Source organism: Saccharothrix sp. CB00851 (assembly GCF_001905065.1).
Lineage (GTDB): Bacteria > Actinomycetota > Actinomycetes > Mycobacteriales > Pseudonocardiaceae > Actinosynnema.
In genome coordinates this window covers 128,001-150,981 of record NZ_LWLC01000006.1, presented here as the reverse complement: position 1 = coordinate 150,981, position 22,981 = coordinate 128,001, and the positions used below count along the sequence as shown (strand labels likewise).

At 72.5% G+C, this 22,981-nt stretch carries 15 protein-coding genes; 8 read left to right on the top strand and 7 right to left on the bottom strand.

The genetic code is table 11. From position 1 onward, the window contains the following. Positions 1-73 precede the first annotated feature (73 nt). Positions 74-1,099 (top strand): LacI family DNA-binding transcriptional regulator, encoded by a 1,026-nt coding sequence (locus A6A25_RS08700; RefSeq protein WP_073887465.1) that lies wholly within the window; start codon positions 74-76, stop codon positions 1,097-1,099. Next, positions 1,096-2,058 carry a winged helix DNA-binding domain-containing protein gene (locus A6A25_RS08695; protein WP_083668163.1) on the top strand — a complete coding sequence of 321 codons (963 nt, stop codon included), beginning with the start codon at positions 1,096-1,098 and terminating at the stop codon, positions 2,056-2,058. The genes A6A25_RS08700 and A6A25_RS08695 overlap by 4 nt, the downstream gene beginning before the upstream one ends. A 52-nt stretch (positions 2,059-2,110) precedes the next feature. On the opposite strand, the gene A6A25_RS08690 is transcribed toward A6A25_RS08695, so the two are convergent. Beyond that, the gene (locus tag A6A25_RS08690) at positions 2,111-4,018 is read right to left on the bottom strand and encodes a carbohydrate binding domain-containing protein (RefSeq protein WP_198932616.1); all 1,908 of its coding nucleotides are present in this window, start codon (positions 4,016-4,018) and stop codon (positions 2,111-2,113) included. Positions 4,019-4,211: 193 nt separating this feature from the next. On the opposite strand from A6A25_RS08690, the gene A6A25_RS08685 reads away from it, so the two are divergent. Next, a complete protein-coding gene (locus A6A25_RS08685) occupies positions 4,212-6,512 on the top strand; it encodes a helix-turn-helix transcriptional regulator (protein ID WP_158073701.1) in 2,301 nt (766 codons plus the stop codon). 292 nt (positions 6,513-6,804) lie between these two features. Here the strand turns inward: A6A25_RS08685 and A6A25_RS08680 are convergent, their stop codons facing one another. From A6A25_RS08680 to A6A25_RS43900, 3 genes are all read right to left on the bottom strand, one after another. Next, positions 6,805-8,046 (bottom strand): cytochrome P450 family protein, encoded by a 1,242-nt coding sequence (locus tag A6A25_RS08680; protein WP_158073700.1) that lies wholly within the window; start codon positions 8,044-8,046, stop codon positions 6,805-6,807. A gap of 479 nt (positions 8,047-8,525) precedes the next feature. Next, positions 8,526-8,870, bottom strand: coding sequence for a hypothetical protein (locus A6A25_RS08675; RefSeq protein ID WP_143193031.1), 345 nt, complete (start codon positions 8,868-8,870; stop codon positions 8,526-8,528). Next, positions 8,867-9,010 carry a hypothetical protein gene (locus A6A25_RS43900; protein ID WP_158073699.1) on the bottom strand — a complete coding sequence of 48 codons (144 nt, stop codon included), beginning with the start codon at positions 9,008-9,010 and terminating at the stop codon, positions 8,867-8,869. The genes A6A25_RS08675 and A6A25_RS43900 overlap by 4 nt, the downstream gene beginning before the upstream one ends. Before the next feature lie 10 nt (positions 9,011-9,020). Here A6A25_RS43900 and A6A25_RS08670 point away from each other — a divergent pair, with 10 nt between their 5' ends. Next, positions 9,021-9,458 (top strand): hypothetical protein, encoded by a 438-nt coding sequence (locus tag A6A25_RS08670; protein WP_073887461.1) that lies wholly within the window; start codon positions 9,021-9,023, stop codon positions 9,456-9,458. 172 nt (positions 9,459-9,630) lie between these two features. Here A6A25_RS08670 and A6A25_RS46230 read toward each other — a convergent pair whose 3' ends face one another. Continuing rightward, positions 9,631-13,182: a glycosyl hydrolase 53 family protein gene (locus tag A6A25_RS46230; RefSeq protein ID WP_073887460.1), complete on the bottom strand. Its 3,552-nt coding sequence runs from the start codon at positions 13,180-13,182 to the stop codon at positions 9,631-9,633. Between the two features lie 435 nt (positions 13,183-13,617). On the opposite strand from A6A25_RS46230, the gene A6A25_RS08660 reads away from it, so the two are divergent. The 4 genes from A6A25_RS08660 to surE are packed head-to-tail and all read left to right on the top strand — an operon-like array spanning position 13,618 to position 20,381. Continuing rightward, complete coding sequence (locus A6A25_RS08660; protein ID WP_073887575.1) at positions 13,618-17,406, top strand: Pls/PosA family non-ribosomal peptide synthetase; 3,789 nt, start codon at positions 13,618-13,620, stop codon at positions 17,404-17,406. Then, entirely contained in the window at positions 17,403-18,674 is a 1,272-nt protein-coding gene (locus A6A25_RS08655) for a M1 family metallopeptidase (RefSeq protein ID WP_073887459.1), read from the top strand. The genes A6A25_RS08660 and A6A25_RS08655 overlap by 4 nt, the downstream gene beginning before the upstream one ends. A 49-nt stretch (positions 18,675-18,723) precedes the next feature. Continuing rightward, positions 18,724-19,644 carry a PfkB family carbohydrate kinase gene (locus tag A6A25_RS08650; protein WP_073887458.1) on the top strand — a complete coding sequence of 307 codons (921 nt, stop codon included), beginning with the start codon at positions 18,724-18,726 and terminating at the stop codon, positions 19,642-19,644. Beyond that, a complete protein-coding gene (gene surE, locus A6A25_RS08645) occupies positions 19,641-20,381 on the top strand; it encodes a 5'/3'-nucleotidase SurE (RefSeq protein ID WP_073887572.1) in 741 nt (246 codons plus the stop codon). The genes A6A25_RS08650 and surE overlap by 4 nt, the downstream gene beginning before the upstream one ends. Here the strand turns inward: surE and A6A25_RS43895 are convergent. Next, on the bottom strand, positions 20,378-20,515 hold the full coding sequence (locus A6A25_RS43895) for a hypothetical protein (protein WP_158073698.1): 138 nt from the start codon (positions 20,513-20,515) through the stop codon (positions 20,378-20,380). The genes surE and A6A25_RS43895 overlap by 4 nt on opposite strands. 123 nt (positions 20,516-20,638) lie before the next feature. After that, complete coding sequence (locus A6A25_RS08640; protein ID WP_073887457.1) at positions 20,639-22,876, bottom strand: rhamnogalacturonan lyase family protein; 2,238 nt, start codon at positions 22,874-22,876, stop codon at positions 20,639-20,641. Between the last annotated feature and the right edge of the window lie 105 nt (positions 22,877-22,981).

Below are 22,981 nucleotides of genomic sequence, written 5' to 3'. Positions count from 1 at the left end.
AAGGTCTTGCTGAAACTCTTTGCAAGGACTTTCCTTCGTGTTTGCGCGTGTCGCCGCGACGGAAGGAACCCACATGGACGGCGTGACCGCCCGGTTGAGCGACATCGCCGCGCAGGCCGGGGTCAGCGAGGCGACGGTCAGCCGGGTCTTCAACGGCAAGTCGGGCGTGTCGACGGCTACCCGCCAAGCGGTGGTCGCCGCGATGGACCTGCTCGGCTACGAGCGACCGCCCCGGTTGCGCCAGCGCAGCGCCGGGCTCATCGGGCTGATCACGCCCGAGCTGGGCAACCCGATCTTCCCCGCCCTCGCGCAGGTCGTGGAGCAGGTGCTGACCAGCGCGGGCTACACGCCGCTGCTGTGCACGCAGACACCGGGCGGGTCGACCGAGGACCAGCTGACCGAGATGCTGGTGGACCGGGGCGTGGCCGGGATCGTGTTCGTCTCCGGCCTGCACGCCGACTCCACCGCCGACATGGGCCGCTACACCAAGCTCGCCGGGCGCGGCATCCCGTTCGTCATGATCAACGGCTACACGGAGAAGATCTCCGCGCCGTTCATGTCGACCGACGACCGCGCCGCCATGCGGCTGGCCGTGTCGCACCTGGTGGAGCTGGGGCACGAACGCATCGGCCTGGCCGTCGGGCCGCGCCGGTTCGTGCCGGTGCTGCGCAAGATCGAGGGATTCGTGCAGCACATGCGCACCCTCCTGCCCTACACCGCCGAGCAGGCCGAGGCGCTGGTGCAGCACTCCCTGTTCACCGTCGAGGGCGGGCAGTCCGCCGCCACCGCACTGCTGGACAAGGGGTGCACGGCGATCATCTGCGGCAGCGACCTGATGGCGTTCGGCGCGATCCGGGCGGCCCGCCAGCGCGGGCTGTCCGTGCCGCAGGACGTGTCCGTGGTCGGGTTCGACGACTCGCCGCTGATCGTGTTCGCCGACCCGCCGCTGACCACGTTGCGCCAGCCCGTCGAGGCGATGGGCCAGGCGGCGGTCAACGCGCTGCTGGAGGAGATCGGCGGCACGCCCGCGCCGCACGCCGAGTTCGTGTTCCTGCCCGAACTCGTGGTGCGCGGCTCGACGGGCGCGGGGCCGAGGTGACCGCCGGTCGGGCGAGGGCGCTGCGCATGCGGGCGCAACGCCTGACGACCCCCGCCCGTTCGCTGGCGGAGCTGCTGCACGACGTGGTGGCCGTGCAAGCACAGGACGTCACCGCCGCCGGCCTCGCCGTGCGCGCCCGCACCACCGGCTTGGCACCGACCGACCTGAGCGCCGCGCTCGACGCCGGTGACGTCGTGCGGACGTGTGCGATGCGCGGCGCGGTGCACCTGCTGCGCCGGGAGGACGTCGGCTGGCTGGTGGCGCTGCTCGGCCCGGTGAACGTGGCCCGGTCCCGGCGCCGCCGACTCGAACTCGGCCTCACCGACGACGTGTGCGCGCGGGCGTTGGACGTCCTGCGGGAGGTGTTGACCGAACCGCTGACCAAGCCGCAGGTCGTGGCCCGGCTCGCCGGCGCGGGCGTGGCGCTCGACCCGGCCACCCCCGCGCCGGCCTACCTGCTGGCCTACGCCGCCAACAAAGGCGTGGTCTGCGCCGGCGAGTCGACCTACCGGCTCCTCCCCCGCACCGACGACGAACCACGCGGTGTCGCCGAGCTGGTCCGCCGCTACCTGCGCGCCTACGGCCCCGCGACGGTCGAGGACTTCACCGCGTGGAGCGGCCTGCCGGAGGTCGAGGTGCGTGCCGCGTTCCCGTTCGACGACCTGGTGGAGGGCAAGCACGGCTGGCAACTGCCCACCACCGACGCCGCCGACCTGGACGGCACGGTCCGCCTCCTCGGCCCGTTCGACACGTTCCTGCTCGGCTACGCCGACCGCACCCTGCTCCTGGACCCCTCGGACGCTGCCCGTGCGCAGCCCGCCGGCCCGCACGTCGTCGTGGACGGCCAGGTGCGCGGCACGTGGCGGCGCCGTGACGGCCGGGTCGTGGTGGAGCAGTTCGGCCACATCCCGGTGTCCGAGCTCGACGTCGAGGTGGAATCGGTCCTGGCCTGGGTCTGATGGGATCCGGCGGGCGGGCGGTGGGAGAGTGCACGCCCGCCCGCCGGAAGTGTCACTTCAGGTAAGGGCCGTCGACGCCGACCTTGCCCGGGGCCGGGTTGCCCGGCAGGTCCAGGACGTAGACCCGCGCGTTGCCCTGGCCGCCGGGGTTCGCGGTGAGCGTGCCGCCGGTGACGACCCTCGTGTCACCGGTGACCGCGTCGCGGTAGGTGCCGTTCGGGACGCCCGTGAACGTGGCCGAGCCCGAGATCGCGACCAGGGCGAAGCTGTCCACCGAGCCGGACGTGTAGCGGCGCTTGAACGCCATCCCGCCGGACACGCCGTCGGTCGAGTACTGGCCCTTCTGCAGCGCCGGCACCGCACGGCGGATCTGGTTGAGCCGCTGCACGTGCTTGACCAGCGGCTTCTGCAACGTGGTCGCGACCGCGCCGGACGCGGACGACACCACCCCGTAGTCCGACGCCGTCACCGAACCCGCCAGGTGGTCGCCGAAGTACGCCCGCCCGGTCGTCGCCAACGGGCACGTCGGACCGCAGTCGATCGGCTTGCCCGCCTGGAACTCGACCTCCGAGCCGTAGTAGAGCGTCGGGATGCCCCGGAACGTCCACATCAGGCTCATGTTCTCCGCCCACGCGTCCGTGCCGCCCGCGTACCGCACGCTCGACTTGTTCGGCCCGAAGTCGTGCGAGTCCACGTACGTCACGTTGTAGGTGGCGTCGTTGGTGGAGTCGTCGGAGTCCTTCGCGTTCCAGAACGCGTTGTTCGCGTCGCCGAAGTTCATGTGCATGCGCATGTCGATGATGTTCATGCCGGAGGACTTCGAGTGGTCCGGCGCGTGGTAGGCGTTGCCGTCCAGGAACGCGTTGCGGCTCGTCGGCTGCCCGCCCGTGCCCATCCCCTGCTCGTAGGCGTACTGCTCCAGCGACGCGGTGGCGTCGTCGGCGCTGTACTCACGCCGTTCCTTCCAGGTGAAGAACTGCGCCGAGTGGTTCACCGAGCCCCGGTTCCACTTGTCGTTGACGAACGCGGCGACCTCGCCGAAGACGAAGAAGTCCCGGCCCTTCTCGCCGAACTTCGCGGTGGCGTGCTGCTGGATCGCGGGCAGGAACCGGCGGTTCCACGTCACCCGCGGGATGTGCACGGCGGTGTCCACGCGGAACCCGTCCACGCCCATGTCGATGAACCGGTTGTAGGCGTCGATCAGGTACTTCTGCACGATCGGGTTCTCGGTGTCGAAGTCGGCCAGGTCCTCGTGCAGCCAGCACGACCGGGAGTCCTCGCCCTCCCAGTTGCCGATCCAGCAGCGGTGGTACAGCTGCGCCGGGAACATCCCGGACGTCGGGCTCGGCCACTGGCAGCTGTAGATCCGGTAGCCCTCCGGACTCGTGTGCCCGGTCGGCTTGCCCCAGTCGACGCAGGTGTTCCCGGTCGGCTCGGTGGTCGACCACAGGTCGCCGTTCTGGTAGTGGATCCGCGTTGCCGTCCAGTTCCGCGTCTTGGTGAAGTAGTAGACCTCGGCGTTGTTCGTCGGGTCGGGGTCCGGGCCCGGTCCTGATCCGCACGGGTCGCCGACACCCGTCAGGCCCGCGGCCACGGTCACGTCGCCCGTGCCCAGGCTGTAGTTCCGGCCGTTGTTGTTGTCCCAGGTCCCCGAGCCGTTGTTGAACACCGCGACCAGGCCGGTGGCCTCACCCAGCGACACGGTCTTGCGCACCCAGCCCGCGCACGCCGCCGGTTCCATGCGCTCCCCCGGCACCGCCGTCCACGGTCCGTTGCGCGGTTGGTAGTGCACGTTGGCGACCGGCCACCCCGAAGGCAGGCGGTAGAAGACCGTAGTGGCGCCGGCGGCGGTGGGCGCGGTCGTCCGGTCCTCGGCGGAACTGCCCGGCGCGACCCACGTCCCACCGGCCAGTCCCAGGGCTACGAGTAAAGCGGTCAGTCGTCGCGATCTCGCTCGCATCACTGCTCCCGTCACGCTCCATTGCGCAAGGTGGTGCAATTCCTTGCAGGCTAAACCCAACCGCGGCACGCGTAAACGGCCTGACGTGGCCTGATGCCGGACGATCTTTGCAAGGTTTTGCACACTGCTCCACCCGTGCGTCGCTTTGTCGATCTCGCGACACGCGCACCGGCCGATGTCGTACGGTGTCCGGATGACCGAGCGGGCAGCGGGAGGCGGTGTGGTGCCGCGGGCGCTGAGTTCGTTCGTCGGCCGCAAGGATCTGCTGGCCGAGCTGCGCCGGCGGATGGGTGTCGCGCCGCTCATCACGCTGACCGGCGTGGGCGGCGGCGGCAAGACGCGGCTGGCGCTGGAACTGGCGGCGCAGGTGCACCGCGCGTACGACGACGGCGTCCGGGTCGTGGAGCTGGCGTCCGCGCGCGGCGGCGACCCGGAGTTGTTGGCACAGGTGGTGTTGAGCGCCGTCGGCGTGCCCGACCAGTCCACCACGACGCCGTTGGAGACGTTGGTCGACTACCTGCGGGCGCGGCAGGTGCTGCTGGTGCTGGACAACTGCGAGCACCTGGTCGAGCCCGTCGCGCACCTGGTGCGCGCGGTCCTCGCCGCCGCCCCCGGCGTGCGGGTGCTGGCCACCAGCCGGGCTCGGCTGCGGGTGCCCGGCGAGGTGCTGGTCATGGTGCCGCCGCTGGACGTGCCCGCCGAGGACGCACCGATGGACCTCGACTACGAGTCCGTGGCGCTGCTGGTGGACCGGGCCGAGGCGAGCGTGCCGGGCTGGCGGGTGACGCCGGAGAACTGGCCGGACGTGGTGCGCGTGCTGCGCCGCGTCGCGGGCATCCCGCTCGCCATCGAGCAGGCCGTGGTGCGGATGCGGTCCATGCCGGTGTCGCTGCTGGCCGACCGGCTCGACGACGTGATGCGCGTGCTCACCGCCAACGACACCACCGCGGTCGAGCACCACCAGACCATGGCCGCCCTCATCGACTGGAGCCACGCCCACTGCACGCCCGCCGAGCGCCTGCTGTGGGCACGCCTGTCGGCCTTCGAGGGCGGCTTCAGCCTCACCGCCGCCGAGGACGTCTGCGCGGGCGACGGCCTGCCCGCCGACGACGTCGCGGACGCCCTGGCCGGGCTGCTGGACAAGTCCATCGCGCTGCCCTCCGCCGACCGCAGCCGATACCACCTACTGGAGCCGCTGCGACAACACGGCGCCGCACGCCTGCGCGCCGCCGGCGAGGTGGACGCCGTGCGGCAACGCCACCAGGACTACTTCCGCCGCGAGGCCGCCCGCCTGGCCGAGTCCTTCGCCGGGCACAACGAAGCCGCGCTGCTCGCGGCCGTCGACGCGGACATGGCCAACCACCGCGTCGTCCTCAACGACCTGATCCGCAACCCCGACACCGCCCACGCCGGCCTGCAGATGAGCGTCGACCTGGCCCGTACCCGCTGGTACACCTACGCCGGTCGATTACCGGAAGAACGGCTCTGGCTGGGACGCGCGCTCGCCGCCACCCCACCGACCGCCGACCCGCTGCGTGCCAGCGCCATCGCCCTCGACGCCTGGATCGCCCTGTGCCTCGGCGTGGAACGCGAACTCGTCGCCCGCCGCGTCGACGACGCCGACGCCATGGCCCGCGAAGTCGGCGGCCCGGTACCCGCCGTCACCTTCGTCCGCGGCGCCTACGCCGTCCTCGCCCTGGGTGCCATCGACGGCGTGGAACTGCTCCGCCAGGCCCACCAGGAATTCGGTGCCCTCGGCCCGGCTTTCGCAGTCGACCACCACCTCGCCCACATCCTGCTCACCGTGTCACTGGTCCTGCTCGGCTCCCGCGACCAGGCCGAGCCCGCCGCCGAGGAGTTCCACGCCGAGTGCCAACGACTCGGCGCCCTCTGGGGCATCAGCTGGGCCCACTGGTGCCGCGGCGTCGTGCAGACCCGCTGGGGCGACCCGGTAGGCGCTCTCGACGTCCTGATGGAAGGCCTGCGGGTCCAACGCGAGATCCGCGACAAGTGGGGCCCCCTCTGGTCCATCGAAGCCCTCGGCTGGGCCCACTCCCGCGCCGGCGACGGCTCCGCCGCCGCCCGCATGCTCGGCCTGGCCCACGGCCTGCACCGCGTGACCGGCGTCCGAGTCGACGGCCTCGTCCCGTTCGCCTGGGTCACCGCCCAAGCCGTGGCACGAGCCAAAGCCGTCCTCGGCGACGACGAATACGCCCGTGCCTACGCCGGCCCGGCGGAATCCGTCGAGCAGGCCCTGGCCATCGTCCTCGACGAGGTACCCACCCCCGAACCGGACCGCCGCCCCGGCGGCCTGACCCCGGCCGAGTGGAACGTCGCCAAACTCGTCGGCGACGGCCTCTCCAACCCGGAAGTCGCCACCAGACTGGTCATCTCCCCCGCCACCGTGCACACCCACCTGACCCGCATCTACCGCAAACTCGACATCACCAGCCGCCACCAACTGATCACCCTGCTGGCCAGCATGGCCGACTAACCCCAACCCCACCACAAACCCTCAGCACCACAGCGCCCCGCCACCGTCCACAACGGACCCGCAGCCAACCGCAAAGGCCCGATTTTACATGGGGTTCGGGTGCTTTAGGCTGGTCGAAGCCGGCAGGCCCGGCGGGACGCTTTTCCCCGCCGGGCCTGCCGGCTTTGGCCTGCCTGGAGTACCCGTAAGGGGCCCCATGTCAAATCGAGCCGAACTTGACCGGCCTGAGCGTTCAACTCGGGGGTCCTGAACGTAGGACACGCGCGTTCTGAACGTAGGACACGCGAGGATGTCAGGGCTCCAGCACGGCGCTCACCGCCGCGAACGTGTTCGGCACGACCTTGTCCCCGCGCTCCAACTCACTCACGTCCACCGCCAACCGCGCCTCCGGCGCGCGCTCCCGCAACGCCACCAACGCCGCCCGCGCCTCGATCCGCGCCAGGTGATGCCCAAGGCAGAAGTGCACACCGTGCCCGAACGCCGCGTGCCCCAGCGCCGCGTTGCCTCCCACGGGCACCCGCGTCGGGTCGAACCGGTCCGCGGTCGGGCCGTGCACCGAGAAGTCGCGACCCGCCGTCCCCAACCCGATCATCACCACCGCACCCTCGGGGATCACCCCACCAGGCAACTCGATGTCGGTCTTCGCTCGGTAGTGCGGGGTGACCCGGACCGGCGGGTCCCACCGGGCCACCTCCTCGACCGCCAACCCCACCGTGTCGGCGTTCAACGCCTCCCAGGCACCCGGCGTGGACAGCAGCGCGACCGCGGCGTTGCCGATCAGCCCCGTCGTCGTCTCGTGCCCGGCCACCACCAGCAGGATCGCCGTGGTCAGCAGCTCCTCGGGGGTCAACCGCTCGCCGTCGACCTGCGCCTGCACCAAACCGCTGAGCAGCGCGTCGTCCGGCTGGTCGCGCTTGTACTCGATGAGCCCGGCCAGGTAACCGAACATCGCGTCGGACGCGGGCACCACGAGCTCGGGCCGTTCGGTCATCATCGCCGCGGTCCAGTGGTGCAGCTGGTCGCGGTCCTCCACCGGCACGCCGAGCAGGTCGCAGATGACCGCCAGCGGCAACGGGAACGCCAGGCCCTCGATCAGGTCGGCGTCGTTCGGCAGCGCGGCGACCAGCTCCCGCGCGGTCTTCTCCACCGCGGGCTGCAGGGCGTTGATGCGGCGCACCGTGAACGCCTGCGACACCAGCGTGCGCAGCCTGCGGTGGTCCGGCGGGTCGGTGTTGAGCATCGACGGGCCGATGATCCTCGACAGGTCGGTCGGCCTGCCCTTGCGGGCCAGCTGATCCTGCATCGCCGCACGCAGCCCGGCCGCGTCCTTCGCCAGCCGGTCGTCGCCCAGCAGTGAGCGGGTCGCCTCCAGCCCCATTGTGGTCACCAGCACTTCGAGGCCGTTGGGCAGCTCGGCCGGGTGCACGGGGCCGAGGCGGGCCAGCGCGTCCTCGTGGGCGTGGTGTTGCCAGCCGCGCAGCGGGCCGCCGACGAGGGCCTGTCGGTCCGGGGCGAACTCCGCGGTCAGCTGCACGTCGTCTCCTCGTGGTGTTGCGATCGGGTTCTGCGGCGTCCACTTTCGTGTGAGCGCCATACGCCGCGCATCCACCGCTCTCCGTATTCCGGAGGACAGCGTACGGAGATCGGTGGACGTGACCGCGTCATCGCGGATACGGAGGTACGTACGGAGGTTTGCTGATGCGGACTTCCGCACCGGTGCGCGACGCTGAAGGGTGTTCGGCACCCCGACAGCCGAACACCGGGCGGGTCAGGTGGGTTGACCGCCGCTCGGCATCCCGGGGGGGACGGGGAGGGGCCGCACCCCGCGCGGCCCCTTTTCGGGACTCGCCCTCCCCCTCTCGTCACGTCTCCACGGCCATCCGATCCAGCACCCGGTGGAACACGCGGTCCAAGACCTCCGCCTCCTCCACCGACGACCCGTCGAACACGTACCACCGCACGGTCTCCACGTGCGCGGGCGCCGCAGCCTCGATCGCGGACCGTGCCGCGCTATCACCCTGCGGTGGGTACCGCCATCGTGAACTCGCCGAACAGCGGTCCCTCGACGGTCAGCAGCCCTTGCCGCACGGCCCAGTCCAGCGTGGCGCGCACGTCGTCCTCGGCCACCAGCGTGCGCGCCGCCAGCGCGACGGCCGTCTGCCGGGCACCGCCCCAGAGTGCGACCGACACCAGGTCGGAGGCGAAAGACCGGAACCTGTCCATCTCCTGCCGCAGCACCAGGTCGGCGCGGCGCTCGGGCAGCAGGTCCAGTACGTCCTGCGCCCGAGGCCGGATTTCGGGCCACCGGTAGGCGTCCCCGTCGGCGAGGAGCAACCCGGCGGCGGCGAGCACGGTCAACAGGTCACGCGGCGACGACGGCGCGGCACGTCCAACTGGGCGGCGACGTCGGCGAGGTCGAGTTCGCGGTGCACCGGCTCGGGCAACGGCCGGTCCAGCCACCCCTCGCCTCGGTGGTGCCGTTCGCCCCACTGCCGCACCGCGTCGACGGTGGCGACACCGTTCGGCCGGCGGATCGCGCAGGAGATCCGTTTCCCGGGCACGACGGCCGTCGCCCCGTTGTACGGGCTGGGCGAGCTGCCGAACGGCCTGCGGGTCTGCGCCTTCGAAGTGGCGGAGGAACGGACCACCGCTCTCCGCCCGAGGGACGCCGCCACCAGCTACGACCTGGGCGCAGGCTGTTCCACCAGGCCGCCGATCGTCGTCAACATGGACGACCCGAATGCGCCCATTACCCGCGGTGGGCCCCCGCAGCCCGTTACCCCCGGTGAGCCCGTGCAGGGCCGCGAGACGGTCTACCTCGAGTCGAACGGCTACCGCCAGCTGTGGGTCCTCAACGCGGTGAACGGCACCGCGGTCCGCGTCGCCGGCGAGGTGCCGCCGGCCGACCTGTACGCCGTCGCCGAGCGGCTGATCCTGCCCGCCTGAGCACGCCGTGCCGGGCCGACCACGCGCGTGGTCGGCCCGGCCGCCTGCCAGAACGGGGGTTCGGTGTGGACAGTGGCCGTCCAGGCAGGCACGACCGGTCACGATCGCGAGCCAGGGCGGCTGGGTGTCCGGCGGCGGCCGCAACATCACGATGGTCAACAGGTCCCGGTCGCTACGACCGGACATCCACCCGGACATCGCCGCTGGTGCTCACACCCGCGGCGTTGACGAACTCGGCGCGGTAGAGGTAGGAGCCCGTCGCCTTGCCGGTGACGGGCAGTTCGGCCCGCTGCGCCCGCGGAGTCGCGGCCGCGAGTGGGCCCTCCGCCACGAGCACGCCGTTCTCGAAGAACCGGTACGCCGTCGCGTTCGTGCCCCACCACAGGTTCGCGGTGACCCGGTAGTCGCCGTCGCGGTCGGTGTTGTCGTGGCTGATCGAGGGTTTCGCCGGGGCGGCCCGCGTCACCACGACCGTCACCGGCCGCACGGCGGTGCGGCCCTGGGAGTTGACCAGTTCACCGGTGTAGACGTAGGTGCCGTCGGACTTGCCCGACACCGGCACGCTCGCGGACTGGGCCGCGACACCGCCGTACGCCAGCGGCACCCGTGCGATGAGGACGCCGTTCTCGTAGAGCCGCAACGCGGTGGCGTTCTCGCCCCACCAGAGGTTCATCCGCACGGTGTACGTGCCGTCCTGGAGCCCGGTGTCCCAGCCGTTGTCGTGCGACAGGGCACCGGCCGCCGGCACCTGACGGGCGTCGTCGAGGGCGATCAGATCGGCCACGGCCTCGTCGAGGGCCCGGCGTGCGCCGTCCACCGCGGCACGGGACGGCCGGTCGGCGGCGAGCACGACGTGCGCCCGCTCGATCGCGGCGACGAGCGTCCCGGCCGACTCGGGCGTGTACCGGGCGCGGTCGATCCCCTCCACCCCGGCCAGGGCCGCCGTGAGCCCGCTCGTGTCCACGTCCGCCGCACCGGCGCGAACGAGCCGCAGGTCATCGATCGAGCCCCACGCGCCGGCGCCCAGCGAGAACGCCGCCGACACGGTGAGCTCACCGTCCGCGGCGACCGGCGCGGTCGTGCCCGTCCGGAACTCCCGCCAACCCGCCAGTTCCAGCGGCACGTCGGCCGAACCGCCGGACCCCGCCGCCACGGTCAGCGTGCCGTGCGCGCCCTCGCCCTGCGTCACGGCCGACAGCACGTACTCACCGGCCGGGAGGCCGGACAGCCGCTGCGTCAGCGTGAACGCGTACGCGGAGTCGTGCCAGAAGGAGACCGCCCGCGAGCCCTCGGCGGCGTTGTCGGTGTCCTCGACGCGAGCCCCCGGCCCGTCGATCGTCCACATCGACGTGTCCGCGTCCTCGAACCCGCCGTTGTGCAGCCAGTTGCGGTCGGTCACGGTCACGGTGGCGCTCGCCGCGAGACCGGAGCCGGTGGTGCCGCGGATCGGGTAGGCGCCGGCGCCCGCGATCCACTCCACCGCCGACGACCAGGTCACCGGCTGCTCCTCGACGATGCCGTCGTGGGTGGTCACGGTGACCACACCGGGCAACCGGACCGGCTCGCCGTCGACCACGGCGACCGACACCGGCGCGACCGAGGGCACCGGGACCTCGCCCGCGAGGACCAGCCGGTCGAAGGCGTCGTCCAACCGCCGCACGGCAGCCGCGACCTGCTCGGTGGCCGGCGCGAGCGCGCCCAGCACGACCTGCGCCACCTCGACGGCCTGATCGAGTGCCGCCAGCGAGGCGTCGGTGAACGCGTCGCGGTTGATCCGCCCGGCGCGGGCGACCAGCGCGTCGAGCGGACCGGTGTCCGCGCCCGGCGGCAGGTGGCGGACGAGTTCCAGGTCGTCGATCGTGCCCCACGCGCCACCGGACAGGGTCGCCGCGACGGTGACGGTGGCCGAGCCGCCGGCGGGCACCTCGACGGCGCCGGTCGTCGGCGTCGACCAGTTCCGCCAGCCGGTCAACGCGAAGGGGACGGCCTGCGACGCGCCGGACGAGGTCGTCAGCACGAGCCGGACCTCGCTCGCCGCGTCCTCGCCGTCTCCTTGCAGCGCGGCACGCGCCACGTACGAGCCCGCCGCCAAGCCGTCCACGCGTTGCGACACCGTGAAGGCGTAGGGCTCGCCGGAGTGGAAGTGCGTGGAGCGCTCCCCGCTGTGCGGATCGTCCGTCGCGCGGACCGTGACGCCTGTTCCGCCGCGTTCCCACATGCCGGTGTCCTCGGCTTCGAAGCCGGGGTTGCGGAGGTGGTTGGGCCGCGCGACCACCACGGCGGCGGAGGTCGGGTGCCCGGACGCGGTCACGCCGCTCACCCGGTAGGAGCCGGGACCGGAGATCCACTCCCGGGCGCCGGACCACGTGACGGCCTGCTCCTCCGCCGAACCGTCGTTGTAGGTGACGGTGACCGTCCCCGGCAGGGTGACCGGCGAGCCCTCCGGCACGGTCAGCGTCACCGGCTCCACCCCGGTCACCTCGCGCGGGGCCACGGCGCCGGTCCGCGCGTAGGCGAACACGCGCAACGACTCCAGAGGTTTGCCGTCGGCGGCGAACAGGGCCTGGTTGTCCCACGCCGAGCCGCCGAACCACGCGCCCGCGTCGTGCGGGTCGTACTCACCCGCGAAGCTCGACGCCCAACCCGAGCCGTCCCGCTCCCACAGCAGCTTGTTCGCCTCCAGCGCCGACGGCGGCCCGACCGGCAACCACGCCGGTTCCCAGTAGTAGACGCCGATGCCCGCCGCACCGACGTCCACCACCGCCTGGATCACGTCGCGCACCGCCGTGGCCTGGCCCTGCACGCTCACCGGGTACTGCGTCGCCTCCGACGGCAGGTCGATGACGTTGCCGTGCCCGTCACCATCGGCCAGCGTGTGGGCCCAGGAGGTCTCCGCGACCACGACCTGTTTGCCGTGGGTGTCGGCGACGTGCTTGAGCACCGACGTCAGGTTGGCGAGCGTGCCGTGCCAGTACGGGTAGTAGCTGGACGCGAAGACGTCGTAGTCGACCCCGCGCGCCGCGAGTTCCCGCGCGTAACCCGCGTAACGGCCGCTCGACTCGGGGTTGGTGAAGTGCAGCGCGACGAGGGCGCCCGGCAGCACCGTGCGCACGGCCGCCGACCCGGCGGCGAAGATCCGCGCCATGCCGTCCCACCCGGTCACACCCGCGACCGCGTTGTTGGTCTCGTTGCCGACCTGCACCATGCGCACGTCCACGCCCGCCGCCCGGAAGCGCTGGAGCGCGTCGGTGGTGAACCGGCTCACCGCGTCGGCCTTCTCCGCCACGGACAGCGCCGCCCACGCCTTCGGCGCCTGCTGCTTCGCGGGGTCGGCCCAGAAGTCGGAGTAGTGGAAGTCCACCAGCACCCGCAGCCCCGCCGCCGTCGCGCGCGCGCCGATGCCGACCGCGCGGGCGACGTCCACCGTCCCACCGCCGTAACCGTTGCCGTGAGCGTCGTACGGGTCGTTCCACACGCGGACCCGCACGTCGGTGACGCCCGCCCGGGCGAGCACGGCGAAGAGGTCGGCCGGGTGACCGGCGGTGTCGCGGAAGACGACCCCCGACTCCTCCAAGGCGACCACGGAGGACACATCGACGCCGTTGATGAAGTCCGTGGGCAGGTTCTCCACCTTACGGACCACGATGCCCGCCTCCACCGGCCCGGCGACGGCCGCGGCGGGTGGCGTCACCAGGACACCGGCCGCCAGCAGCACCACGGACACCGTTCGCAACCAGCGGGGACAGCCGACTCGCATGGTGTTCTCCGAATCGTGGAGCGACCTGGACCGACGAGGTGCTGTGAACGTACACAACCATCAAACCCAGTGCTAGTGGCCCACTCGGAAACGCTCGCGAACCGCTTATACTGGGAACGTGCACAGGGCTGCGGATCTCGGTGGGCACCGGATGGACTGGTCGGGTGTACCGCACCACCTCGTGACGGAGGCAATCGAACTCCTCGACACCGAGGTGAAACCCTTGATGGACAGAGAACTCGGTCTATCCACTGTGGACTGAACCGGCCGAACCCACGGTGTGACACCACCCACTCGTGGTCACACGGACGCGACGGGCACGTGAATCCCCGGTAAAGTCGCACGTCGGCGGCTTCTCCTGGAGGACTTCACAGTGCGTTTTCGTTGTACCGGTGCCCACCGGTGACCCTCGCTTCCCACACCGGTTTCCCTGATCTGGTCGAGGTTCCCGCGCTGTTCCGCGCCGGAACCGCCGCGGCCGAACGCACCCTGGTCGACGTCCTGGCCGAGACCACGCGTCGGCACCCCCACTCCCCCGCGCTGGACGACGGCACGACGTCGCTGACCTACCGGGAACTCCTGGACGAGGTCGCCGAACGCGCCCGGGCGCTCGCCGCGACCGGGATCGGCGTCGGCGACCGGGTCGGCATCAGGGTCCCCTCCGGCACCGTCGACCTGTACGTGGCCGTGCTGGCGGTGCTCACCGCCGGCGCGGCGTACGTGCCCGTCGACGCCGACGACCCCGACGAGCGCGCCGAACTCGTGTTCACCGAAGCCGGCGTGTGCGCCGTCATCGCCGACGAGCTCGAACACCGCGCCACGCCCATGGGCCTCGTCGGGTCCCCGTCCCCCGACGACGACGCGTGGATCATCTTCACCTCCGGTTCCACGGGCAAGCCGAAGGGCGTCGCGGTCTCGCACCGCTCCGCCGCCGCGTTCGTGGACGCCGAGGCCCGCCTGTTCCTGCCCGACGACCCGATCGGACCGGACGACCGGGTGCTCGCGGGCCTGTCCGTCGCCTTCGACGCCTCCTGCGAGGAGATGTGGCTCGCCTGGCGGCACGGCGCGTGCCTGGTCCCGGCGCCCCGCGCGCTCGTCCGCACGGGGTTCGACCTGGGCCCGTGGCTGGTCGAGCGCGAGGTCACGGTCGTGTCCACGGTGCCGACGCTGGCCGCGCTGTGGCCGGTGGACGCACTGGACGACGTCCGCCTGCTCATCTTCGGCGGCGAGGCGTGCCCGCCCGAGCTGGCCGAGCGGCTCGCCGTCGACGGCCGCGAGGTGTGGAACACCTACGGCCCGACCGAGGCGACCGTCGTGGCTTGCGCGGCCCGGCTGACCGGGGAGGGACCGGTGCGGATCGGGCTACCGCTGGACGGCTGGCAGCTGGCCGTGGTGGACGCGACCGGCGCACCCGTACCGATGGGCGGTTCCGGCGAGCTGGTGATCGGCGGCGTCGGCCTGGCCCGCTACCTCGACCCCGCCAAGGACGCCGAGAAGTTCGCGCCGCTGCCCGCACTCGGCTGGGACCGCGCCTACCGCAGCGGCGACCTCGTCCGCGCCGAACCCGAGGGCCTGCTGTTCCTCGGCCGCGCCGACGAGCAGGTCAAGCTGGGCGGGCGGCGGATCGAGCTCGGCGAGGTCGACGCGGCGCTCCAGGCGCTGCCGTCGGTCGCCGGTGCCGCCGCCGCGGTGCGCACCACCAAAGCGGGCAACCAGGTGCTGGTCGGGTACGTGGTCGCGGCCGAGGACTTCGACCAGGCCGACGCGCTGGCCCGGCTGCGGACCGCGCTGCCGGCCGCCCTCGTGCCGCTGCTGGCGACCGTGGACACCCTGCCCACCCGCACGTCCGGCAAGGTCGACCGGGCCGCGCTGCCGTGGCCGCTGCCGTCCCTGGACGTGGCCACACCGACGACGGACCTCACCGACACCGAGCGGTGGCTCGCCGAGCAGTGGTCGGAGCTGCTGGGCACCGGGGTCGGCGGCCCGGACGCGGACTTCTTCGCCCACGGCGGCGGCAGCCTCGCCGCGGCCCAGCTGGTCTCCACCATCCGGACCCGCTACCCCACCGGCTCGGTCAACGACGTCTACCAGCACCCGACCCTGCGCGCGTTGGCCGCACGGCTGGACGAGTTGGGCGGCCACCAGGGCACCACCCGCCGGGTCACGCCGACGCCACGGCGCACCGGCCTGGTCCAGTCGCTGCTGCTGGTGCCGCTGATGAGCCTGGTCGGCCTGCGGTGGTCGGTGGCGCTGGCCGCGGTCGGCAACGTCGTCGGCTTCACCACCCCCGTGTCGTGGTGGTGGATCGCCGCCGGGTGGCTCGCGTTCGTCAGCCCGCCCGGCAAGGTCGCGATCGCCGCGGGCGGCGCCCGGCTGCTGCTGCGCGGCCTGCGCCCCGGCACGTACCCGCGCGGCGGTGGCGCGCACCTGCGGCTGTGGACCGCCGAACGGCTGGCCGCGTTCAGCGGCGCGACCGACCTCGCCGGGTCCTGGCTCACGCACTACGCCCGCGCGTTGGGCGCGAAGGTCGGCCCGGACGTCGACCTGCACTCCGCGCCGCCGGTGACCGGCCTGCTCAAGCTCGGCAAGGGCTGCGCGATCGAGCCCGAGGTCGACCTGTCTGGCTACTGGGTCGACGGCGACCGCGTGCACGTCGGCCGCATCCGGGTGGGCGCGGGCGCGATCGTCGGCGCCCGCAGCACCCTGTTCCCCGGTGCCCGCGTCGGCAAGCGGGCGGAGGTCGCACCCGGGTCGGGGGTGATCGGCTCGGTGCCGACCGGCCAGCGGTGGGCGGGCGTCCCGGCGCAGCGGCACGGCAAGGCGGCCCGGCCGGGTCCGCGCCCGCCGCGCTCGTGGTGGTGGAAGCTGGTCTACGCGGTGACGACCTCGGCGTTGGGCCTGCTGCCGGTCGCGGCGGCCGTGCTCCCGGCGCTGCTGGTCGTGCGCGAGCCGCTGACGCTCGGCTCGGCCCTGCTCGCCGTCCCGCTGGCCACGGTCGCGTGGCTCGGCTCGTACGCGCTGCTCGTGCTGGTGTCCGTGCGGCTGCTCGGCCTCGGCCTGCGGGCCGGGACGTACCCGGTGCACAGCCGGGTCGCCTGGCAGGCGTGGACCACGGAACGGCTGATGAACACCGCCCGGGTCGCGCTGTTCCCGCTGTACGCGAGCCTGTTCACGCCGGTGTGGCTGCGCGCGCTCGGGATGCGGGTCGGCCGCCGGGTGGAGGCCTCGACCGTGCTCGCGCTGCCGAAGATGACCACGATCGGTGACGGCGCGTTCCTCGCCGACGACACCATGGTCGCCTCCTACGAGCTGGGCGGCGGTTGGCTGCGCATCGCCGCCGCGCGGGTCGGCAAGCGCGCGTTCCTGGGCAACTCGGGCATGACGGCACCGGGCCGTTCGGTGCCCAACCGGGGCCTGGTGGGCGTGCTGTCGGCGACGCCGAAGCGGGCCAAGGCGGGTAGCTCGTACCTGGGCATGCCGCCGATGAAGCTGCCGCGCGCGGCGGAGGAGGGCGACCAGAGCCGGACGTTCGACCCGCCGCGGCGGCTGGTCGTGGCACGGGCGTTGGTGGAGCTGTGCCGGGTCGTGCCGGTGATGTGCCACGTGGCGCTGGTCGTCGGCGTGCTGTTCGCGATCCGCGAGGTCGGACCGCTGCTCGCCGGGCCGGTGCTGCTCGCGGCGGGTGTGGTGGCGTGCGCGGTGTCGGCGGCGGCGAAGTGGCTGCTGGTGGGCCGGTTCCGGGCGCGGGAGCACCCGCTGTGGAGCGGGTTCGTGTGGCGCAACGAGCTGGCGGACACGTTCGTCGAAGTGCTGGCGGTGCCGTGGCTGGTCGGTCGGGCCGGCGGGTCGCCGGTGATGGCCGCGTGGCTGCGGTCGCTCGGCGCGCGGATCGGGCGCGGCACGTGGATCGAGTCGTACTGGTTCCCCGAGTCGGACCTGGTGCGGCTCGGGGACGGCGCGACGGTGAACCGGGGGTGCGTGGTGCAGACCCACCTGTTCCATGATCGGATCCTGCGCATGGACCAGGTGGAGTTGGTCGACGGCGCCACGCTCGGCCCGCACGGGATCGTGCTGCCGGGTGCGACGGTCGGCGCGCACGCGACCGTGGGACCGGCGTCGTTGGTGATGCGCGGCGAGCACGTGCCGGAGGGCACGCGCTGGCTGGGCAACCCGATCTCCGCCTGGCGATGACCGGCCCGTACCTGCCCGACCACGGTGACGGCGGCTACCGGGTCGCGCACTACGACCTGGAGCTGGACTACAAGCCGCACACCGGTCGGCTGGCCGGGCGGGCGACGCTGTCCGCCGTGGCCGCGGGCCCGTGCGCGCGGCTGGTGCTGGACTTCGGCACCCTGACGGTGAACCGGGTCCTGGTCGACGGCCGGCCCGCCCGGCACGTGCACGGCGGCGGCAAGCTGCGGGTGCGCCCCGCGCGGCCGGTGGACGGGCCGTTCACCGTCGAGGTGCGGTACTCCGGCGTGGCGCGGCCGGTCCGCTCCCGGCACTGGGGTGAGCTGGGCTGGGACCAGCTCGCCGACGGCGCGCTGGTGGCGAGCCAGCCGATCGGCGCGCCGTCCTGGTTCCCGTGCAACGACCTGGTGCGCGACAAGGCCGCGTACCGCCTCTCGGTCACCGCGCCGTCGCCGTACACGGTGCTGGCCAACGGCGTGCCGGTCGACCACCGCACGAGCGGTAGCAGCACGACGTGGGTCTACGAGCAGGCCGAGCCGATGGCCACGTACCTGGCGTCGGTGCAGATCGGGCGGTACGAACGGCTGCCGCTGGCCGACGGCCAGGACGTGGCCGTGCCCGCGCGGCTGCTGCGCGCCGCACGGCACGACTTCGCCCGACAGCCCCGGATGATGGACGTGTTCGAGGAGCTGTTCGGGCCCTACCCGTTCCGGGCCTACCAGGTCGTGGTGACCGACGACGAGCTCGAAGTGCCGGTCGAGGCGCAGGGCCTGTCGGTGTTCGGCGCCAACCACGTGGACGGCAAGCGCGGCCACGAGCGGCTGGTCGCGCACGAGCTGGCGCACCAGTGGTTCGGCAACAGCGTCGGTCTGGCCGACTGGCGCGACATCTGGCTGAACGAGGGCTTCGCCTGCTACGCGGAGTGGCTGTGGTCGGAACGCTCCGGTGGCCCCACCGCCGCCGCGCACGCCGAACGGGCCCACGCCCGCCTGGCCCGGTCGCCTCAGGACCTCCGGATCGGCGACCCCGGCGTGGCCAACCTGTTCGACGACCGCGTCTACCAGCGGGGCGCGCTCACGTTGCACGGCCTGCGCGCCCGCCTGGGCGACGCGGCGTTCTTCGGCGTGCTCCGCGCGTGGACCGACGTCCACCGGCACGGCACCGCGACGACGAGCGATTTCGTGGCACTGGCCCAGCGCCACGCCACCGAACCGCTGACCGCGTTCTTCCGCGCCTGGCTGGCCGAACCACGCCTGCCCGCCCGGTGACGACCCCGGCCGGGTGATTCGATCACGGCAAAACGGGTAGGTGTCCGGTATGGCCGGTCGAGTAGCGGTGTTCGCGCCGTCACCGGAGTTGACGGTGACGGTGGAGGAGCTGGACGGTACGCCCGACATCCACATCCACGCCGGAGGGCAGGGCGTGTGGATGTCGCGCATGATCGAGTCCCTGGGTGCCGAGGTGGTGCTGTGCTCGGCGTTGGGCGGTGAGACCGGGCAGGTGCTGCGTCACCTGATCGGGGTCGAGCTGAAGGTGCGCGAGGTGGCGGCCCGCAACGGCGGGTACGTGCACGACCGGCGCGACGGCGCGCGCGACCAGGTGGTGCGGATGCCCGCCGACGCGCTGTCCCGCCACGAGCTCGACGACCTGTACGAGATGACGCTGATCGAGGCCCTGAACGCGGGCGTCGCCGTGCTCAGCGGACCCGCCGAGCACGACACACCGGTGCCCGACTCGGTCTACGAACGGCTCGCCACGGACCTCGGCGGCAACGGCTGCCGCGTGATCGTGGACCTGTCCGGTGACCGGCTCGCCGCCGCGCTCGCCGGCGGGCCCGAAGTGGTGAAGGTCAGCCACGAGGAGCTGGTGTCCGACGGGCTCGCCGCGTCCGACTCGCTGCCCGACCTGGTCGAGGGCTGCCGGAAGGTCGCCGAGTCCGGTGCGAGCGCGGTCGTCGTGTCCCGGGCCGCCGAGGAGACGCTGGCGTGCCTCGACGGCACGTTCTACCTGGTGGAGACGCCCGACCTGAGCCCGGTCGACACGCGCGGCGGCGGCGACTCGATGACCGCCGGGCTGGCCGCCGGGCTCGCCCTGGGCCACTCCCTGGAGGAGTCGCTGAAGCTCGGCGCGGCGGCGGGCACGGTCAACGTGACCAGGCACGGGCTCGGCACCGGCAGCGGCGACGTGGTGCGCGGGCTGGTCGACCGGGTGCGGCTGCGCCCGTGGGAGGCGGCGTGAGGGTCCTCATCACCAACGACGACGGCATCGACTCGCCCGGTCTGGCCGCCTTGGCGCGTGGCGCGGTCGCGCACGGGTGGACGACGGTGGTGGCCGCGCCCGCACGCGAGTCCAGCGGCACGAGCGCGGGCCTGACCGCCGCCGAGGACGACCGCCGCGTCCGGGTCGAACGGCGTGAGCTGCCCGGACTGCCCGACGTGCCCGGTTACGCGGTCGCCGCGCACCCCGCCTTCATCGCCCTGGTCGCCTCCCAGGGCGCGTTCGGCGACCCGCCGGACATCGTGCTGTCCGGCGTGAACCGCGGTGCGAACGTCGGCCGCGCGGTGCTGCACTCCGGCACCGTCGGCGCGGCCCTGACCGCCGCCGTCAACGGCGCGCGTGCCCTGGCGGTGTCGCTGGACGTGGGTCTCGACCTGGACGTGCCGCACCACTGGGACACCGCCGTCGCGGTCGCGTCGCGGCTGTTCGACCGGGTCGCGGCCCTGCCGGTCGGCGCGGTGCTGAACCTGAACGTGCCCAACCGCGCCGAGGTGGGTGAGCCGAAGCGGGCCGGGCTCGCCGAGTTCGGCGCGGTGCGGACCAGGATCAAGGACAGCGACGACGGCACGATCAGCCTCGCCGCCGTCCTGGTGGACGACGACCTCGCACCCGGCACCGACGCCGCGCTGCTGGCCGGGGGTCACCCGACCGTCACGCCGCTGCGCACGGTCGACGAAGACCCCGACCTCGACTTCTAGTCGTCCTCCACGCGCTCCGCCGCGGGCTCGGACTGCTCGCCGTCCGACCGGCCCAACGCCTCCTCAGCACCGTTGACCAGGTCCGGACCGCCCCACTGACGGCCCTCGGACTGGCCCAGTCTGTGCTTGCCCATGGTGTGACCTCCCTCGATCCCCGGACTGGTACCCGCTCGCCGTCCGGCTCACACCCCGAACGGACCGTGGCCTACCCCGAGTGAGGTAGGCCACGGCCACGGAACGTGATCTGTGCGAAGAGGTCAGCCGGCGTAGTGCACGTCCGGCCACGGCGGGGTGACCATGCCATTGCCGATGTGGAAGCTCGGGTGCGGCGGCTGGTTGTAGGCCGTGTTCTGCCATGCGACGGCGACGCGGTACATGGTGTCGTGCATCAGCGTGGGGATGCGGCGGTCGGTCTGGTGGGGGGTGGCGTAGATCCGCAGCGCGCGGTTGTCGGAGGTGCGCCACACGACCTCCTCCCGCCAGTCGCCGAACAGGTCGGCCGACAGCGCCGGGGTGGCCTTGGTGCCGTTGTTCGAGGACACACCGGAACCGGTGAGCAGCCGGGTGTCGCCGCTCGTGCCGTACTTGTCGATCCGGGTCTGGTCGAGCAGCTCGCGGGTCGGGTCGCCGTCCCACCAGATCAGGAAGTTCGCCGACGACGGCTTGCGGCCGATACCCGTGCCACGTGGGTTGCGCAGCTGGCTGTCGGCGCTGGACCACGACTCCGCGCCCGCGCTGCCCGGGTGGATGTCACCGGACACGCCGCGGCCGTTGTCGCTGCCCGACGCCGTGGTCCACAGGCGCTGACCGGTGCGGGCGTCGGCGAACCAGGAACCCGGCTTCGAGGAGTCCTCGGAGACCTTGAAGTACTCCAGGCCCGGCCGTGACGGGTCGAGGTCGCCCACGTGCCCGGCGTCGCCGTGCCCGAGACCGGTGGTCCACAGGCCGCGGCCGTTGTCGTCGATCGTGGCCGCGCCGTAGACGATCTCGTCACGGCCGTCGGCGTCCACGTCGGCGATGCTCAACGAGTGGTTGCCCTGCCCCGCGTACCCCGACTGGTTGTTGCTGTCGAACGTCCACCGCTTGACCAGCGCGCCGTCGCGGAAGTCCCACGCCGCGATCACCGCACGCGTGTAGTACCCGCGCGCCATGATCAGCGACGGCCGGGCGCCGTCCAGGTACGCCGTGCCCGCCAGGAACCGGTCCACCCGGTTTCCGTAGCTGTCACCCCAGGACGAGACGTTGCCGCGCGGCGGGTCGTAGTTCACCGTCGACATCGCCGCACCGGTCTGACCGTTGAACATGGTCAGGAACTCCGGGCCGGACAGGATGTAGCCGCCGGAGTTGCGGTGGTCCGCGGAGGCGTTGCCGATCACCGTGCCACGACCGTCACGCGTGCCGTCGGCCGTCTTCATCGCGACCTCGGCCTTGCCGTCACCGTCGTAGTCGTACACCTGGAACTGCGTGTAGTGCGCACCCGCCCGGATGTTGCGCCCCAGGTCGATCCGCCACATCCGGGTGCCGTCGAGCCGGTAGGCGTCGATGAAGACGTTCCCGGTCACGCCGGACTGCGAGTTGTCCTTGGCGTTGTCCGGGTCCCACTTGAGCACGAACTCGTAGTCGCCGTCACCGTCCAGGTCACCGACGCTCGCGTCGTTCGCGCTGTAGCCGGTGCCCGGCGACTGGATCGGCACGTCCCGGTAGCCCGAGCCGAACGCCAGCGAGGCGGGCGACGCCGGCTGCTCGGCCCCGTTCACCACGGCGCGGACGGTGTAGGAGGCGTCCGCCGCCGCACCGCTGTCCAGGTAGTTCGTCGAGGAGGTGATCGGCGAGGAGTTGAGCTTGGTCGCGCCCCGGTACACGTTGAACCCGACGTTCTGCGGGTCGCCGGCCAGCAGCCGCCAGCTGACCAGGTTGCCGCTGCCCGACCGGACGCTGATCACACCGCGGTCCAGCCGTTCGACCTGCTTGCGGCCGGTCGGATCGCCCGTACCCGGGTCCGGCGTGGTGGTCGTGGTCGTGGTGGTCGACGTGGACGTCGAAGTCGTGGTGGACGTGGTGGTCGTCGTCGGATCGACGGTGCCCGTGCACGTGGTGCCGTTGAGCGTGAACGACGTGGGCACCCCCACCGCGTCGCCGGTCATCGTGCCGTTGAAGCCGAACGACGCCGTGCCGCCGGTCGGGATCGACCTGTTCCAGTCCACGTTCGACGCCGTCACGCTCGCGCCGGAGGCGTTGAAGGTCGCGTTCCACCCCTGGCCGAACCGCTCGGAGCCGGGGAAGGACCAGGCCAACGTCCACCCGTCGACCGGATCACCCAGGTTCTTGACCGTGACGTTGGCGGTGAACCCGCCCTGCCACTTGTTCTGCACCACGTAGTCGACCCCGCAGCCGGGGGCCGCCGAGGCCACCCCGGCGACCAGCAGGCCTCCGGTCACCGCGCTGATCGCCGTAGCGGCGGCGATCGCGCGCACTCTGAACGAGTTGGTGAGCACCGTTGCTCCTTCGTCGCAGATTTTCTGGGAGCGCTCCCAGTCGTGAGCCGGGCAACGCCCCTCGCCCGCCACATGACAGCACCACCACGGAGCCACTGTCAAGGA